General features: G+C 68.5%; 13 protein-coding genes. 4 read left to right on the top strand and 9 right to left on the bottom strand.

All coding sequences use genetic code 11. The features are described 5' to 3' along the window. From CHC08_RS37080 to CHC08_RS37065, 4 genes are all read right to left on the bottom strand, one after another. Positions 1 to 679, bottom strand: a 679-nt coding sequence (locus CHC08_RS37080; RefSeq protein WP_218825670.1) for a glycoside hydrolase family 71/99 protein, incomplete at its 3' end; no start/stop codon positions are given. Between the two features lie 807 nt (positions 680 to 1,486). Continuing rightward, on the bottom strand, positions 1,487 to 2,269 hold the full coding sequence (locus tag CHC08_RS37075; protein WP_089212054.1) for an enoyl-CoA hydratase/isomerase family protein: 783 nt from the start codon (positions 2,267 to 2,269) through the stop codon (positions 1,487 to 1,489). Continuing rightward, positions 2,266 to 3,180 (bottom strand): alpha/beta hydrolase, encoded by a 915-nt coding sequence (locus CHC08_RS37070; protein ID WP_089212053.1) that lies wholly within the window; start codon positions 3,178 to 3,180, stop codon positions 2,266 to 2,268. The genes CHC08_RS37075 and CHC08_RS37070 overlap by 4 nt, the downstream gene beginning before the upstream one ends. Before the next feature lie 192 nt (positions 3,181 to 3,372). Then, the gene (locus tag CHC08_RS37065; RefSeq protein ID WP_089212052.1) at positions 3,373 to 4,068 is read right to left on the bottom strand and encodes a gamma-glutamyl-gamma-aminobutyrate hydrolase family protein; all 696 of its coding nucleotides are present in this window, start codon (positions 4,066 to 4,068) and stop codon (positions 3,373 to 3,375) included. Positions 4,069 to 4,557: 489 nt separating this feature from the next. Here CHC08_RS37065 and CHC08_RS37060 point away from each other — a divergent pair, with 489 nt between their 5' ends. Beyond that, positions 4,558 to 5,673: a globin domain-containing protein gene (locus CHC08_RS37060; RefSeq protein WP_089212051.1), complete on the top strand. Its 1,116-nt coding sequence runs from the start codon at positions 4,558 to 4,560 to the stop codon at positions 5,671 to 5,673. A gap of 223 nt (positions 5,674 to 5,896) precedes the next feature. On the opposite strand, the gene thyX is transcribed toward CHC08_RS37060, so the two are convergent. From thyX to CHC08_RS37045, 3 genes are all read right to left on the bottom strand, one after another. Beyond that, entirely contained in the window at positions 5,897 to 6,628 is a 732-nt protein-coding gene (gene thyX, locus CHC08_RS37055) for an FAD-dependent thymidylate synthase (protein WP_218825669.1), read from the bottom strand. A 165-nt stretch (positions 6,629 to 6,793) separates the two neighbouring features. After that, on the bottom strand, positions 6,794 to 7,954 hold the full coding sequence (locus tag CHC08_RS37050; protein ID WP_089212049.1) for an amidohydrolase family protein: 1,161 nt from the start codon (positions 7,952 to 7,954) through the stop codon (positions 6,794 to 6,796). Between the two features lie 102 nt (positions 7,955 to 8,056). Next, entirely contained in the window at positions 8,057 to 10,195 is a 2,139-nt protein-coding gene (locus CHC08_RS37045; RefSeq protein ID WP_089212048.1) for an anthranilate synthase component I, read from the bottom strand. A 433-nt stretch (positions 10,196 to 10,628) separates the two neighbouring features. Here CHC08_RS37045 and CHC08_RS37040 point away from each other — a divergent pair, with 433 nt between their 5' ends. Next, on the top strand, positions 10,629 to 11,846 hold the full coding sequence (locus CHC08_RS37040) for an alginate lyase family protein (RefSeq protein WP_218825668.1): 1,218 nt from the start codon (positions 10,629 to 10,631) through the stop codon (positions 11,844 to 11,846). Positions 11,847 to 11,977: 131 nt separating this feature from the next. Here the strand turns inward: CHC08_RS37040 and CHC08_RS37035 are convergent, their stop codons facing one another. Next, complete coding sequence (locus CHC08_RS37035) at positions 11,978 to 13,690, bottom strand: AMP-binding protein (RefSeq protein WP_089212047.1); 1,713 nt, start codon at positions 13,688 to 13,690, stop codon at positions 11,978 to 11,980. A gap of 183 nt (positions 13,691 to 13,873) precedes the next feature. Between CHC08_RS37035 and CHC08_RS37030 the strand changes: the two genes are divergently transcribed. Continuing rightward, on the top strand, positions 13,874 to 14,287 hold the full coding sequence (locus CHC08_RS37030) for a MerR family transcriptional regulator (protein WP_245878795.1): 414 nt from the start codon (positions 13,874 to 13,876) through the stop codon (positions 14,285 to 14,287). Further along, positions 14,284 to 15,267, top strand: a complete 984-nt coding sequence (locus CHC08_RS37025) for an aldo/keto reductase (RefSeq protein ID WP_089212046.1) — start codon at positions 14,284 to 14,286, stop codon at positions 15,265 to 15,267. Before CHC08_RS37030 ends, CHC08_RS37025 begins: the two co-directional genes overlap by 4 nt. A gap of 87 nt (positions 15,268 to 15,354) precedes the next feature. On the opposite strand, the gene CHC08_RS37020 is transcribed toward CHC08_RS37025, so the two are convergent. Next, positions 15,355 to 15,810 carry an SRPBCC family protein gene (locus tag CHC08_RS37020; protein ID WP_089212045.1) on the bottom strand — a complete coding sequence of 152 codons (456 nt, stop codon included), beginning with the start codon at positions 15,808 to 15,810 and terminating at the stop codon, positions 15,355 to 15,357. Between the last annotated feature and the right edge of the window lie 96 nt (positions 15,811 to 15,906).

Below are 15,906 nucleotides of genomic sequence, written 5' to 3'. Positions count from 1 at the left end.
CCAGGCAGGGGGCGGGGGCCCAGGGGCGTTTGGGGTCGTTAAAGCCGAAGCCCCAGATGCCGACCACGGGTTTGCCGTTTTGCAGGGCGTAGGCCGGCGATGCGGTCAGCGCCTTCATTTTGGTGGTCCAGTCGGTTTTGATCTCCGACTGCATGGTGGTCCAGTCGGTGACGTCGTACATGATGTAGAACTTGCGGCCGTTGGCTTCGGCGGCGGTGCGGACCTTGGTGGCCATGGCATCGCGGGTGGGGCCTTCGCCGCCCATCGGGTTGAAGCGTTGCAGGGCGGCGGTGTCGATGTTGTTTTCGCGCATCCAGCGGAAGTGGGTGTCGACGGTTTGCTGGTCGTAGGAGGAGAACAGGGTGGCGGGCTGGCCGTTGTTGAGGTTGGCGTAGGCGGTGGGGTAGGTGTGGGTGTATTCGCGCATGTCGGGCCAGGCCACGATGGTGGTGTTGGCGGGGGAGGGGGGTTGGTTCATGTTGGCGCTCCAGTGCCACCAGCCGTTGATCGGGGCGCCATCGCCGGGTGCGGCGAACCAGCCTTGGTAGCCGACGGTGATTTTTCCGACCACGTCGCCGGGGGGGCTGGCCGCGGCGGCGGTGGCGCCGCTGGTGAGTGCGGTTATCAGTTGGGTTCCTGATACCGCGGCGAGGGCGGAGCCTGACATTACCGTGGTCATGAATCTCCGACGTGAGACGGCCACCTGAACTCCTTTGGTGAGGGTGGTTGTTGGGGTGCACCGCTGGTGGTGCGGTTGGCTGGTGGTGCGGGCCGGGTCTTGGGGGTGTTGGGGCCGGTGCGTCCGGTCGCCGCTGACCACGATCCGAGCCTCTGCGTCCGGCCGCCATTGATCGCGATCTGAGCCGACGAACCCGTACGTTTCACGGCCCGCCCGTCGTCGCCGCGTGCCGCGACGAACGAGTGCGTGCCGGGGAGAACGAGATCTGACCGGACGACGGCGAATGGCCATCGGGTCGCGGCACGGGGATCGGTCGGATCGGCCGGGTCGAAAAGCTTCACGACCTCTCCTTCCGGACCGGATGCGCCCTGCCAGAACAGAGACGAGCACCAGAAGACACGGAGCGGCACGCGTCGTCCCCGGCGCGACCACGGACCGCTTGCGGTCATCTTGGCAGGATTAGATACACAAACGCAATACTCCGAAAATTTCCCGAAATATACGGGCAATGTGATCGCAAGAATTTGCGTCATCGCTCTGCAAATAGGACCGGTCCAGAACGCAGGAACTGTCGGGAGTTGTCATCGCTGGACGTCTGCGGGCGGCGACGGATCGATTCCCGTGCACGTCGCCGCTCGCATTTCCGGCCGGCCCCTGTCGGCCGAAATCGAGTGGGCGATTCTCCCCGAGCGGCCCATCAGCCGAAGCCGGACAGGCGCTTCCCCCCGGCCGGCTCTGTCAACCGAAACCGGGTGGGTGCCTCTTTTCCGCCCCTGTCAGCCATAACCAGGGGCGACTACTTTCCTGTCAGCCGAAATTGGGCGGGCGCTTCTCCCGCAGGGCCCGTACACCCTCCGCCACGTCCGGACCGGTGAAGTTGAGGAACTCCATGGCCAGCGACGCGTCAAAGGAGGGCCCCGCGAGACGGAGCCAGTTGTTGAGGGCGTACTTGGTCAGGCGGATCGCCTCGGCGGATCCGCCGGCCAGCCGGGTGGCGACCTCCACGGCCTTGTCGTGCACCTGGTCGTCGTCGACACAGAGGCTGACCAGGCCCATCGCCTCCGCCTGCTCACCCGTGACCGGCTCGCACAGCAGCAGGTGGTACTTGGCCTTGGCCAGCCCGCACAGCAGCGGCCAGATGATGGCGGCGTGGTCGCCCGCCGCGACACCGAGCCGGGTGTGGCCGTCGATGATGCGCGCCGTACGGCCCGCGACGGAGATGTCGGCCAGCAGGGCGACGGCGAGTCCCGCGCCCACCGCGGGTCCCTGGATGGCCGAGACGACGGGCTTCGAGCAGTTGAGCACGTTGTAGACGATGTCGCGGGCCTCGGTGAAGACGCGCATGCGCGTGCCGTGGTCGCGCATCATCTCCTCGATCATCGACAGGTCGCCGCCGGCGGAGAACGCCTCGCCCTCGCCCCGGATGACCACCGCGCGCACCTCGTCGTCGCGGTCCACGTCCCGCCAGATCTCGGCCAGCTCGCGATGACCGGTCATGTCCACGGCGTTGAGCCTGCGCGGCTCACTGATCACGATCCTGAGCACCCCGTCGGCCACCCAGTCGGTCTTCAGCTTCTCGTAGTTTTTCAACGGAACGCCTCCTTGAGCCGTGCGGCTGCGTATTCGCGCGCCTCGATCGCCTGGTCGAAGAAGCCCGGCAGGCCGAAGAAGCCGTGGATGGCTCCGTCATAGCGCCTGACCTCGACCGGGACTCCGGCCGCCGCGAGCTGGGAGGCGTAGGCCTCGCCCTCGTCGCAGAGTGGGTCGCATTCGGCCGTGATCACCGTCGCCGGGGCCAGGCCCGCCTTGTCGGCGAGCCGGGCCGGGGCCAGCCTGGGGTCGGCCGGATCCCCGCCGTACTGCGCGATGAACCAGGCCATCTCGCCGGCGCCGAGCCCGAATCCGGTGGCGTAGGTCCGGTAGCTCTCGGTGTCCATCGCGACGTCGACCACCGGGTAGACCAGCACCTGGTGAGCCAGCCGGAGCCCGGCGTCCCTGGCCTGCCAGGCGGCCACGGCGGCGACGTTGCCACCGGCGCTGTCGCCGTAGACCGCGATCCTCTCCGGGTCGACCTGGTAGGCCTCCGGGCGGGCGAAGACGTCCTTGACCACGCTCCACCCGTCGTCGGCCGCGGCGGGGAAGGGGTGGTCGGGGGCGAGCCGGTAGTCTACGGAGATCACGACCGCCCCGTTGCGCACCGCCAGGTCCCGGCCCAGCGCCTCGTTACGGTCCACGTCGCCGAAGACCCAGCCTCCACCGTGGAAGTAGACGATCGCGGGAAGCGCGTGGTCGCCGTCCTGGGGCCGGTAGATCCGGACCGGCACCCCCGTGGCCACGTCGTCCCGGACCAGGGGCAGCGGCACGATCGGCCCTCGCTGCTCGGCGAAGGCGTCCATGGCCCGCATCTCGGCGATCAGCTCGGGCGTCAGCTCGAGGGAAGGAGTCGCCAGGCCCGCCGGGAGCAGCTTCAGGTAGGCCTCGGCCTGCGGGTGCAACGACATGACCGCACCTTACTCGTCGCGGGTCCCTCATCGTGGGAACCTCCGGGCAGAAGGCGCGGAAGCCCAGGGAGGCTCAGGGAGGCTCGGGCGAGCCCGGCGGGCGCGGTGGGCGCGGCGGGTCAGCGGGAAGGCGAGCCGGACGGAAGGCCGCTGAGCGGACGGGCGGCGACGGAGATCGGAGGAGCCGGAGGGTCAGGGCCGGTGACGGGAGGCGTCGATCAGAGCCTCCACGAGCCGGTTGTTCTCACCGCGCTCGGGGTTCCACTGCACACCGATGCCGAAGCGGTGCCCCTGGAGCTCGATGCCCTCGACGATCTGGTCATCCGCCCAGGCCACGGCCAGCAGGTTGGTGCCCAGCCGCTTGACGGCCTGGTGGTGCGGTGCGGCCACCTCCGCGCGGTCGCCCACCGCCTTGCCCAGCTTGCTCGACACGCTGATCTGGATGACGTGCGTACGGCCGGTCGAGGCGTGGCGGTCGTGGTCGACCACCGCGGGAAGCCAGGAAATCAGAGAGCCGCCCTGGGCGACGTTCAGGATGTGCATGCCCCGGCCGATGGCGAGCAGCGGCAGGTCGGCCTGGACGGCCGCGCGGGCCAGCGCCAGTTCGAAACGGTCACGGTGGGGCTGAGGAGCCTCGACCCGATCTTCGGAGGCGGCGCCGTACAGGGTGGCGTCGATCTCACCCCCGCCGGCGAGGATCACGCCGGAGAGCCCGCGCGCGTAGTCGTCGATCCCGCCCAGGTTCAGCGGGGGCAGCAGCACCGGCAGGCCACCCGCCTTCTCCACCGCCCGCGCGTAGGAGGGCGGCGACAGGACAGCCTCTCTGACCCATTTGCCCCAGCGGGCAGCCTCAAGGTAAGCGGTGATACCGATCAAGGGTCGGGACATACGTTCTCCAGGGGACCGTGCGCAAGGTGGTACCACCTGTTTCGGGCAGCACCCATCCCATCTCAGCAGCATCCCTATCATGGCGCACAAAATTTCGGCTGCGTCACGTCTTCGACGTATCCGGTCTGCCGTTCGGAGCGTCCCGTCTCGTCCCGGGCGGAGGTCCGGCCCCGGCGACCGCCCGGGATGAGAGACATGACAAGGATATTCATCCTCGGTAAAACGGTAACTTCGGGCGAATGTGATTCTTATTCGCTTATCTCTTCCAAGACCGTTGAGGTGGTAACGGAAAATAACTTTCCAATTACGGATAGTTTGATTTCGCACCATATTGCTGAGAAACGGTTGTGACGTCTACATGGTGATGGAAGACTCAAATTCGAGCGACCAGATGTGCCGGGGCCGCTGGTCACTCATCACCCGGAACCGTCAGGGAGGTGGATCTGCATGATCGGACTTTGATCCGATCAATTAGGGTGGGTTCGGTAAATGTCTTTGAATCCGCGTCTCGTCAAGGAAAGCTTCGCCGTCATCGAGCCCGTCGCGGGCAAGGCCGCGGCGTACTTCTACGGCCGCCTGTTCGCCGAGAGTCCTCATCTGCGCGGGATGTTCCCGCCGGCCATGGACTTCCAGCGCGACCGCCTGTTCAGCGCGCTGACCAGGATCGTCTGGAGTCTGGACAGCCCCGACAGCCTGGCCTCGTTCCTCGGGCAGCTCGGCCGCGACCACCGCAAGTACGGGGTGATCGCCGAGCACTACACCGCGGTCGGCAACGCGCTTCTGTCCACGATCAAACGTTTCTCCGCCGAGGCCTGGACCTCCGAGGTGGAGGCCGCCTGGGTGGCCGCGTACACCGCCGCCGCCAACCTCATGATCGAGTCGGCCGATTCCGACGCCGGCGTCTCCCCCGCCTGGTGGCTGGCCGAGGTGATCGACCACGAGCGCCGCACGCCGGACATCGCGGTGATCACTCTGCGTCTCGACCAGAACCTGCCGTACCTGCCGGGCCAGTACGTCAACGTGCAGACCGCACGCTGGCCGCGTGTCTGGCGCACGTTCTCCATCGCGAACGCGCCGCGGGAGGACAACACCATCCGCCTGCACGTCCGCGCGGTCCCCGGGGGCTGGGTCTCGACCGCGCTGGTCCAGCACACGCGGATCGGCGACGCCGTGACGATCGGGCCCCCGGTCGGCACCATGACCCCCACCGGCTCCGGGCGCGACATCCTGTGTGTCGCGGGAGGCACCGGACTGGCCCCGATCAAGGCCATCCTGGAGCACGTGATCGCCTCGGGACAGCGTCCCAACATCCATCTGCTGTACGGTGCGCGCCATGCCCACGAGCTCTACGACCTGACCGACCTGGTCCGGATGGAGTCGGCCTTTCCCTGGCTGCGGGTGCTGCCCGTGGTCTCCGACCAGCCCGGCTACGACGGCATGCGAGGCCAGGTGCCCGACGTGATGGACCGGTTCCATTCCTGGACCGACCACGACATCTACATCTGCGGCCCGAGCGCCATGGTCAACGAAACCGTCCGCCGACTCCAGCGGAACGGGGTGCCGATGGCCAACATCCACAGGGACATCGTTCAGGGCGAACCCTGAAACAACCTCCGGAGTCGACGACTCGAATCGATCCCTCGAATCACGCGGAGCCCGGCGGGACACGTCGCAGCATGGCAGGCATATAGCAGGAATGAGGCCCGGCACCAAGAAAGACGGCCATGCACGACGTCCCCCTCACCACCGGACCCTTTTCCCCGCGGCAGGAACCCGGCGACCCCGTGCCCTCCACCGGGAGCCGGGACATACCGTCCTGCCCGCCCCTCTAAGGCGCGATCCGGCCCGTCTCGACGAAGGCCGCGTGCGTGAGGGGCATCAGCGCCGACCAGGCGGCCTCCATCTTCTCCCCCACCATCTCGATCTCCCGCTGCGGGAACGAGGGCACCTTGGCCTGCTCGTTCTTGGTGCGCAGGGAGAGGAAGTGCATCAGCGAGCGCGCGTTGCAGGTGGCGTACATCGTGGAGAACAGACCGACGGGCAGCACCGCCCTGGCCACCTCACGGGCGACCCCGGCCTCCAGCATCTCCCGGTAGGCGGCGTACGACTGGCGGTATGACGCCTCCATCGCCTCCTTCACGACCTTGTGCTGCTCCTCGCTGCCCTCGACGAAGACGTACTTCCCTGGGCGACCCTCCTGGACCAGCTTCCGTTCCGCCCCCGGAACGTAGAAATTGGGCTGAAGCTCCCTATATCGTCCGCTTTCCTCGTTGTAAGACCAGCCGACCCTGTGGCGGTGGAATTCGCGGAAGACAAAGATCGGCGCACCGATGAGGAAGGTCATCGAATTGTGCTCGAACGGGCTTCCGTGCCGATCCCGCATCAGGTAGTTGATCAATCCCTTGGACCGCGCCGGGTCCTTTCCGACCTCCTCAAGGGACTTCTCCCCCGCGGTCGACACCCGAGCCGCCCAGAGCACGTCGGAGTCGGAAGCGCTGTGCTTGACCAACTCCACGGTCACGTCGTCGAGAAAACGTGTCTCTGCCTCATAGCCCGTCAACTGACTCCCCCTCATCGTTGTTCGCGCCATATCGTAAACCGGAGAGCGCGTCCCCGCCGACGACGCCCCACACGACGGCGGCCGGGAGAGGAACAGGCCTCTTTCCCGGGGGTCCTCTCGCGGGTCGTGTTCACCGGCAACGGTCCGCCGGCGGGGCGAGGCGGTCTACAGCCGGTATACCCGGCGGGCATTGCCGGAACCGATCATGTGGGCCACCCGGGCCGCGTCCTGGGCGCTCCACTCGTCGGCGGCCAGCCGCAGCGCCAGCGCCCTGGCCAGGCTCCGCCGGTGGTACAGCGCGCCCAGGAGGCAGCTCTCGGCCACGCCGTGGCTGCCGGAGCCGAACAGCTGCTTGTGGAAGGGGACCAGCTCCAGCAGCTCTCCCATGATCGCCGCCGAGCCCACGGCGGTGCAGCTCAGGGCCAGGCCCACGTCGACGTAGACGTGTGGGAAGACGCCGGCGAGGTAGGCCGCCTGGCGGTGGAACGGGTAGCAGTGCAGCAGGACGACGGGCACGCCGATCGGCTGCACCGCCCGGAGGAAACCGACCATCAGCGCCGGGTCCCCGCCGTGCGGGTCGAGGTCCGGATCGCCGTAGCCGACATGGAACCGCAGCGGCCGGTTGCGCTCCCTGGCCACGTCCACGGCCGTCCAGAGCAGATGACGCAGCAGCACGGGATCGGTGAGCCGCTCGGCGGGCTCGGCCAGCCGCCGGGTGGCCGCCGCGATCACCGACCCCCGGCTGGGCCTGGCCGGGTCGCGGCCCAGGCCGTGCCGGTAGGCGACGGCCGAGGTGAGCCCGGCCGCCTGGGCGGCCCTGCCCGCGAGGTGCTGGGTGAGATCGGAGATATAGGAGACCCCCGAGGCCGCCGTCCGCGCGACCTCGCGCTCGACCTGCTCGATCATGATGATCTCCTCGGCCGCCGCGCCGCCCGCGTGGCCCATCTCCGCCGCCGAGAGCAGCTCGGGACCGCCGGAGCCGCCGTCGACCAGGAAGGTCACGATCCCGGCCTCGCCCAGCAGCCGCCGATTCACCTCGGCCGCGCCCAGTTCGGCCCGGCGGGCCAGGTAGACGGCCGGCGGCGCGTGCGGGTCCAGGTCGAGGACCGGTGCGCACCAGCGGCGGACCGCGGCGCCCGCCGGGGTGTCGAAGTGGGTGGTGCCGGGAGGTGCCGGGGTGCCAGCCTGGGTGAGCAGCATCTCGAACCCGCCCCGCGTCAGGTCGTCGCGGCGCACCCCGTGGCAGTGATGGTCGACCAGCGGAGCCAGCAGGGCCTCTCGCACCATGTCGGGAAGCTCGACGGGCAGCGCGTCGTCCGATCTCATGCCGACTCCTCCCATGGCTGCGGGCGGATCGATCTGTCCGATCCGCCCGCAGTCCTCACATCAGGAGAACTCTACGACTACCCAACGTGATCTCGCGGCTCTTTACGCAGAGGTACGGCAGAGCCGCAGGACGTTGGCGATGACCCTGGCTCCGGCGCCGCCCCGGGCGGTGAGGATCGACTCGGGGTGGAACTGCACGGCGAAGCGCCGCCTCGCCACGTCCTCGATCGCCATCACCGCCCCGTCCGGGGTGAGCGCGGTGGTGGTGAAACCGACGACCCCCGGCTGCTTGGCGTGGACCGAGTGGTAACGCGCCGCGGTGAACTCCTCGGGGAGCCCCTCCAGCAGCGCGCTGTCGCCGATCCGCCTCACCTGGCCGCGCTTTCCGTGCTCGGGGTGGTCGAGCAGGCCGAGCGTGCCGCCCGCCTGCTCGACCATGCCCTGCAGGCCGAGACAGACGCCGAACACCGGCAGGTCGCGCTCGTAGAGCGCCTCGACCAGCGCCGGCAGGCCGAAGTCCGACGGCCATCCGGGCCCCGGCGACAGCACGACGAGCGACGGGGAGATCTCCTCGATCATCGACGCGGGGAAGCCGTGCCTGAGCGTGACGACCTCGGCGCCCTGCTGGCGGAAGTAGTCGGCCAGGGTGTTGACGAAGGAGTCCTCGTGGTCGACGAGCAGCACCTTCATGCCCTCGCCCGGCCGCTCCCCCGCCGGTTCGGCCGCGGCCTGCTCCTGCGGGGCGCCGACCGCGGCCAGGGCGCCGAGCAGGGCGCTGGCCTTGAGCTCGGTCTCGCGCTCCTCGGCCTCGGGGTCGGAGTCGAACAGCAGCGTGGCCCCGGCCCTGACGGTGGCGACGCCGCCGCGGATCTGCGCGGTGCGCAGGGTCAGGCCGGTGTTCATCGAGCCGTCGAAGCCGATGAAGCCGACCGCTCCGCCGTACCAGCGCCTGGTGGTGGCCTCGTGGTCCTCGATGAACTGCATCGCCCAGGTCTTGGGGGCCCCGGTGACGGTGACGGCCCACATGTGGGTGAGGAAGGCGTCCAGCGCGTCGAACTCCGGTCGCAGGCGGCCCTCGATGTGGTCCACGGTGTGGATCAACCGGGAGTACATCTCGATCTGACGCCGCCCGATGACCTGAACGGTGCCCGGCACGCAGATGCGGGACTTGTCGTTGCGGTCCACGTCGGTGCACATGGTCAGCTCCGACTCCTCCTTCACGCTGGACAGGAGGGTGCGGATCGCGTCGGCGTCCTCGATCGGGTTGCTGCCGCGGGCGATGGTGCCGGAGATGGGACAGGTCTCGACGCGCTCGCCGCTGACCCTGACGTACATCTCCGGGGAGGCACCGACCAGGTGCTCGCCCTCGCCGAGGTTGAACAGGAACTCGTACGGCGCGGGGTTGACCTTGCGCAGGCCCCGGTAGAAGGCGGCCGGGTCGGTGCAGGGCGCGTGGAAGACCTGACCGGGGACGACCTCGAACAGGTCGCCCCGGACGAACTTCTCCTTGGCCGCGGCCACGACCTGGGCGTAGGAACCCTTCTCGGGGTCGGCGGGGATCTCGGAGGGGGCGGCGGGCAGCGGGACGCTCTCCCCCTCGCGGGCGAGGCCCCGGGTGGAGAGGCCGTCCACGGTGAACTCGTAGCGGTACTCCTTGCTGGTCTCCCGCTTACGGTCGATCACCATCACCCGGTCGGGCAGGTGCAGCACCAGGTCACGCTGGTCCTCGGCACGGGTGAGGACCTGCCTGATCGGCTCGAACTGGAAGGCCAGGTCGTATCCGAAGGAGCCGTAGAGACCCAGGTGCTCGTTCTCGCCCTTGAACGCGGCGATGATCTCGCGGATCGCGGTGAACACGGTGGGACGGCGACTGCGCATCTCCTCGGGGAAGATCTCCTCGGACTCCGCGACGTAGATCTCGATGTGCTCCGCCGTCGGCTGTCCGGTGGGCTTGCCCGCGGCGAGCAGGCAGGACGCGACGGCGGGCAGCACCACCCTGCCGCGCGCGTTCAGCGCACGGGCGGAGATCCTGCGGCCCCTGGCCACGATCTCCAGGCAGGGGTCGACGTAGGCCAGATGCCATCGGCTGTAGCGGCCGGGATACTCCATCCCGGAGGAGAGCACTCCTCCGCGGCGCTCGCCGAGCGTCGTGACGACGTCCTCGAGCACCGTTTCGGGCACGTCGAATGCCGCGACCTCGACCTCGATGCCGCCGGCGGTGGTATATCCGCTGGTCTCCACTGCAGTCTCGCCCCTTATTTGGTTTCCCTGAAGCCCAGAGGGGGCGGACACACAGAAGGCCACCTCCCTGGGCGGCCGTCCGTCTGCTCGCGAATGCGAAACCTGCGCCGCTTAGAAGCGGCGCCACCACTGAAGGGTATCGAGGTATCGCATGCGGCAAAGAGTACCGGCGAAAACCGTGATCATGCAACGTGGCCGTGTAGCGCCCTTGGTCACGTCACGGCCACTTCTGTGGCAAGAAGATCCTTTTCCTCCCGCCATGTTCCGCCGACGCCCCATCCATAAGGGCTCCCGATGATCACCTTAAATGTTAGGAAACTTTCCTAAATAGCTTGACGGGAACTTGTCGAGCTGGGTTGGATGATCGGTCATCGAGACCCTCAGTCGAGACCTCTCGCCATCCCCTTGGCCTGTCGCCAGCGAGGAGTTCCACGTGCTCGGACGTATCCGAACAACGGCCATCGCGGTCATCGGTGCCGCGGCTCTCGCCGTCACCTCCATGACCACCCCCGCGGCCGGCGCCGCCCCCCTCCCGAAGACGACGACCGTCAAGGCCGCCCCGGCGACCTTCGTTCATCCCGGCGTCCTGGTCGGCAAGGGCCAGCTCGACTTCATGAAGTCGAAGGTCAACGCGGGCGCCCAGCCGTGGAAGGGCGCCTACGACCAGATGATGAAGCACTCACTGGCGTCACTGTCGCGAACCCCGAAGCCGCGCGCGATCGTGGAGTGCGGTTCGTACTCCAACCCGAACAACGGCTGCACCGACGAGCGTCAGGACGCACTCGCCGCCTACACCCTCGCACTGGCCTGGTACGTCACCCAGGACAGCAGGTACGCCAAGAAGTCCATCGAGATCATGGACGCCTGGTCCGCCGTGATCAAGGATCACACCAACAGCAACGCGCCGCTGCAGACCGGGTGGGCCGGGTCCTCGTGGCCCAGGGCCGCCGAGATCATCCGGTACACCTACACCGGCTGGTCCGCCGCAGGCGTCACCCGCTTCTCCACCATGCTGCGCAACGTCTACCTGCCCAAGGTCATCAACGGTTCCAACAGCAACGGCAACTGGGAACTGAGCATGATGGAGGCCGCGATCGGGATCTCGGTCTTCCTGGAGGACCGCACCTCCTATGACAGGGCCGTGAGCAAGTTCCGCGGCCGCGTGCCCGCCTTCATCTACATCAGCGCCGACGGCGCCCTTCCCAAGGCTCCTCCGGGCAGCAGCGTCGACACCAAGGCCGAGATCATCAGCTACTGGCAGGGGCAGTCCACGTTCATGGACGGCCTCACCCAGGAGACCTGCCGCGACTTCGTCCACACCGGATACGGCCTCTCCGCCATCTCGCACTTCGCCGAGACCACCCGGATCCAGGGTCAGGACCTCTACCCGGAGATCAGCGAACGGCTGCGCCACGCGCTGGGGCTCCAGGCGAAGTACCAGCTCGGCACCGCCGTGCCGTCCTCGCTGTGCGGGGGCAAACTCACCCTCGGCCTGGGCCCGGTCACGGAGGTCGGGTTCAACGCCCTCAACACCCGCATGGGCATCGCCATGACAAACACGCAGCGGCTCACCGAGCAGCAGCGCCCGGCCGGGACGAACGTCCTCTTCGTCGCGTGGGAGACCCTGACCCACGCCGGCAACCCCGCCTGACAACGGAGGCGATGAGAGGCCGGCCGGGGCGGCCTCTCATCGCCTCCGGCACCCGGCACCCGGCACCCGGCACCCGGCACCCGGCACCCGGGCAGGATGGACGACCGGGCATCCGGGCGGGATGGACGCCGTCAGGATCGCGGTTCGCGGAGCTCGGGAAACTCCTCGTCGCGCCACTCCGGAAGGGACGCTCCCTCGGACGCGGCCTCCCGCTCGCGGCCCCGGAGATCGACCCTGCGGATCTTGCCCGACACCGTCTTCGGCAGCTCGAAGAACTCCAGCCGGCGCACCCGCTGGAACGGCGCGAGCTTCTCCCTGGCATGACGCAGAATGGCCAGCGCGGTCTCGCGGTCCGGCTCCCACTCCGCCGCCAGCGCGACGTACGCCTTCGGCACCGCCAGCCGCAGCTCGTCCGGCGCCGGCACCACGGCCGCCTCCGCGACCGCGGGGTGCTCGATCAGCACGCTCTCCAGCTCGAACGGCGAGATCTTGTAGTCCGAGGCCTTGAACACGTCGTCGGTGCGCCCGACGTAGAAGATGTAGCCGTCCTCGTCGCGGACGGCCACATCCCCGGTGTGGTAGTAACCACCGGTCATCGCGTCGGCGTGGCGCTCGTCGTCGCCCTGGTAACCCGTCATCAGTGAGACCGGACGGCGGCTCAGGTCGATGCAGATCTCCCCCTCGTCCGACTTCTGGCCGGTGACGAGGTCGACCAGCGTCACCGGCATCCCGGGCAGGGGCAGGCCCATGGAGCCGGGCTTGACCGGCATTCCCGGCACGTTGCCGACCAGCAGCGTGGTCTCGGTCTGTCCGAAGCCGTCGCGCAGCGTCAGCCCCCACTGCCGCCGGACCTGATCGATCACCTCGGGGTTCAGCGGCTCCCCCGCCGACAGCACCTCCCGCAGCCGGCCGGGCCCGCCGGACAGATCGGCCTTGATCAGCATCCGCCACACCGTCGGCGGCGCGCAGAACGTCGTCACCTCCGCACGGCGGATCTGACCCAGCAGGGCGCCGGGGTCGAACCGGCCGTAGTTGTAAACGAAGATCGTGGCCTGGGCGATCCACGGCGCGAAGAAGCAACTCCAGGCGTGCTTGGCCCAGCCGGGAGAGCTGATGTTCAGGTGCACGTCCCCCGGACGCGAACCGATCCAGTAGGCCGTCGACAGGTGCCCCATCGGGTAGGAGACCTGGGTGTGCTCGACCAGCTTGGGCTTGCTCGTGGTGCCCGAGGTGAAGTACAGCAGCAGCGGGTCCTGCGGTGCCGTACCCGGGTGTGCCACCGGCTGGTCCGAGAGAGCGTACGCGTCCCGGTAGGACGCCCAGCCCGCCGGGGCGTCGCCCACGCAGATCCGCCCGTACCGCCCGGGCACGTCGCCGAACTTGGCGCTGTCCGCGGCGTTGGCGATCACGTACCGCGCACCGCCCCGGTCGATGCGGTCCGCCAGGTCCGTGGGCCCGAGCGCGGTGGTGGTCGGCATGATCACCGCGCCCAGCTTCATCACCGCCAGCATCGACTCCCAGAGCTCGACCTGGTTGTTCAGCATGAGCATCACCCGATCGCCGCGGGAGACGCCCTGCACCGCCAGGAACGCCGCGACCTGGTTCGAGCGCCGTGCCATCTCGTCGAAGCTGTGACGGGTCTCGGAGCCGTCCTCCTCCACCAGCCACAGCGCCGTCTGGTCGTTGTCACGGGCGAGCACGTCGAACCAGTCCACCGCCCAGTTGAAATGCCCCTCGAGCTCCGGCCAGGCGAACTGCTCGACCGCCTTGGCGTAGTCGCCGTTCAGGCCCAGCAGCAGGTCACGTGCCTTGAGGTAGATCTCGGTATTTCTGGTCGCGCCCACGGCGACAACTCCTCTCGACGATCGCCACAAGGTACGGCAACACCGCCGGACCCGACACCCCCAAAACGGGGACACGATCGCAACGGCCGGGACCGCGATCCGCCGTGGACCATGAAAATCTTTACTTTTGCATGGTTTGAACCGATTTGACCTGGTCTGCACTCCAGCATGGAGAGTAAGGGCATGGAGACGGTGATGACCGGGCTCGCACCGAAGGTGGAGATCCCCGAAGAGGGGTTGCCGATCAGCGCGGCCGCGGCCGCCTGCGGGCTGAGCATCGACGCCCTGCGCTACTACGAACGGGAAGGGCTGACCCTGGCGCCCGCCGACCGGGCGCCTTCCGGACGGAGGCGCTACTTCGAACGGGACCTGAGCTGGCTGGCCAGCCTTGTCATGCTCCGCCGGACCGGCATGCCGATCCGCGACATCCGGGCCTTCGTGGAGAGCTGCAGGGAGAAGGGCAGCGAACTCGAACGCCTTGCCGTACTGGAGGCCCATCGCGAGCGGGTCCTCGCCCAGCTCCGCGAGACCCGGGGACACCTGACCGCAATAGAACGAAAAATCCGTTTTTATCGAGAAAGCATCGCAAAAACATGAAGACTCTTGCATTGGGTTCCCATGGTCTGACCGTCTCCGCGGAAGGACTCGGCGCCATGGGCATGAGCGTCTGGTACGGCGCCCGCGACGAACAGGAGTCCCTGGCCACCCTCCGCCGTGCCATCGACCTCGGGGTCACCTTCATCGACACGGCGGAGGCCTACGGTCCCTTCGAGAACGAGAAACTCGTCGGACGTGCCATCGCCGGCCGCCGCGACGAGGTCACCGTCGCCACGAAGTTCGCCACCGAGTTCGACGACGACGGCACCAGCCACGGCCTCAACGGCAGCCCCGCCCACGCCCACAGGGCCGTCGACCGGTCTCTCAAGCACCTGGGCATCGACGTCATCGACCTGTACTACCTGCACCGCGTCGACCCCGACGTGCCCATCGAGGACACCGTCGGTGCGATGGCCGAGATGGTTCACGCCGGCAAGGTCCGCCACATCGGGCTCTCCGAGGCGGCTCCCGCGACGATCCGGCGGGCGCACGCCGTCCACCCGCTCGCCGCGGTGCAGTCGGAATACTCCCTGTTCAGCCGCGAGCCCGAGAACAACGGCGTCCTGGAGACCCTCCGCGAACTCGGCATCGGCTTCGTGGCCTTCTCCCCGCTGGGCCGCGGCTTCCTCTCCGGGCAGATCACCCGTGTCGACGACCTCGACCTCGACGACGCCCGCCGCCACCTGCCCCGGTTCTCCCCGGAGAACATCGCGAAGAACCTCGCCGTCGTCGACGACCTCAGGGAACTCGCCACGGCGAAGGGCGTCACCCCGTCCCAGCTGGCGCTGGCCTGGGTGATGGCTCAGGGCGTCGTGCCGATCCCCGGCACCAAACGACGTGCCTACCTGGAGGAGAACGCGGCCGCCGCCGACATCACCCTGACGCCGGAAGAACTCGCCACGCTGAACGCCGCCGTTCCCCCCGGCATCGCCTCGGGCGAACGCGACACCCCCACCGGCCTGGCAAGAACGTACCTCTGAGACCGGGCCCTCGCCCTGGGCGCCGCTTCAGCCATTCTTGTGTTGCGGCGGGACAGGGAGACCGCCCTTCGGCGGGGCGCCCGCCGGTCACCACGGGTCGGGCAGGCCATCTCCCGTGGTGATCAGGCTGCGCAGGCTGCCGTTGACGTAGTGCAGCCAGGCCGTGGAGCACGCGCCGAAGCACTCGACGTCCGGCACCAGGCCGACGTGGACGAACCGCAGCTCGGTGCCGCCGGCCGCGGGGACGACGTCGAACACGATCTCGGTTCCGGTCCACTCACCCGGCTCCGGGATGAAGGACAGGTGGCTGTCGGTGACCCGCCAGACCACGCGGCGGCCCGGCTCGAGCTCGACCACGCGCTGGAGACTGTAGTGCTGGGGAGGGTGCCGGTAGGTGAACCCGGCGCCCAGCTCGTCGGCACGCCCCTCGATCTGGCCCGTCCACCAGGCGGCGACGTTCAGGATGGCGGCGAAGACCTCCTCCGGTGACTGCTCGACCGTGTACGACGTCGAGTAGCCGCGCCCGGTGCTTGCCGTGCTCATTTCGTGGCTGTCCGGTGATTGTGTCGTCATGAGTGATCGGATCCTCGGTTTCCGGGTGCGCGCGCCCGCTTCAGGGCGCGGTCGTACGGCGCCGCC

It is taken from the genome of Streptosporangium subroseum (assembly GCF_900188345.1).
Classification (GTDB): Bacteria; Actinomycetota; Actinomycetes; order Streptosporangiales; family Streptosporangiaceae; genus Streptosporangium; species Streptosporangium subroseum.
The sequence above is the reverse complement of the archived record's forward strand: the minus strand, read 5'-3'. Positions and strand labels throughout refer to the sequence as shown.

Coding starts and splice junctions, on each gene's coding strand:
- CHC08_RS37070 (WP_089212053.1), bottom strand. CDS start 3,180: ATGTCGTTGCACCCGCAGGCCGAGGCCTACCTGAAGCTGCTCCCGGCG.
- CHC08_RS37020 (WP_089212045.1), bottom strand. CDS start 15,810: ATGAGCACGGCAAGCACCGGGCGCGGCTACTCGACGTCGTACACGGTC.
- CHC08_RS37060 (WP_089212051.1), top strand. CDS start 4,558: ATGTCTTTGAATCCGCGTCTCGTCAAGGAAAGCTTCGCCGTCATCGAG.
- CHC08_RS37030 (WP_245878795.1), top strand. CDS start 13,874: ATGGAGACGGTGATGACCGGGCTCGCACCGAAGGTGGAGATCCCCGAA.
- CHC08_RS37025 (WP_089212046.1), top strand. CDS start 14,284: ATGAAGACTCTTGCATTGGGTTCCCATGGTCTGACCGTCTCCGCGGAA.
- CHC08_RS37050 (WP_089212049.1), bottom strand. CDS start 7,954: ATGAGATCGGACGACGCGCTGCCCGTCGAGCTTCCCGACATGGTGCGA.
- CHC08_RS37065 (WP_089212052.1), bottom strand. CDS start 4,068: ATGTCCCGACCCTTGATCGGTATCACCGCTTACCTTGAGGCTGCCCGC.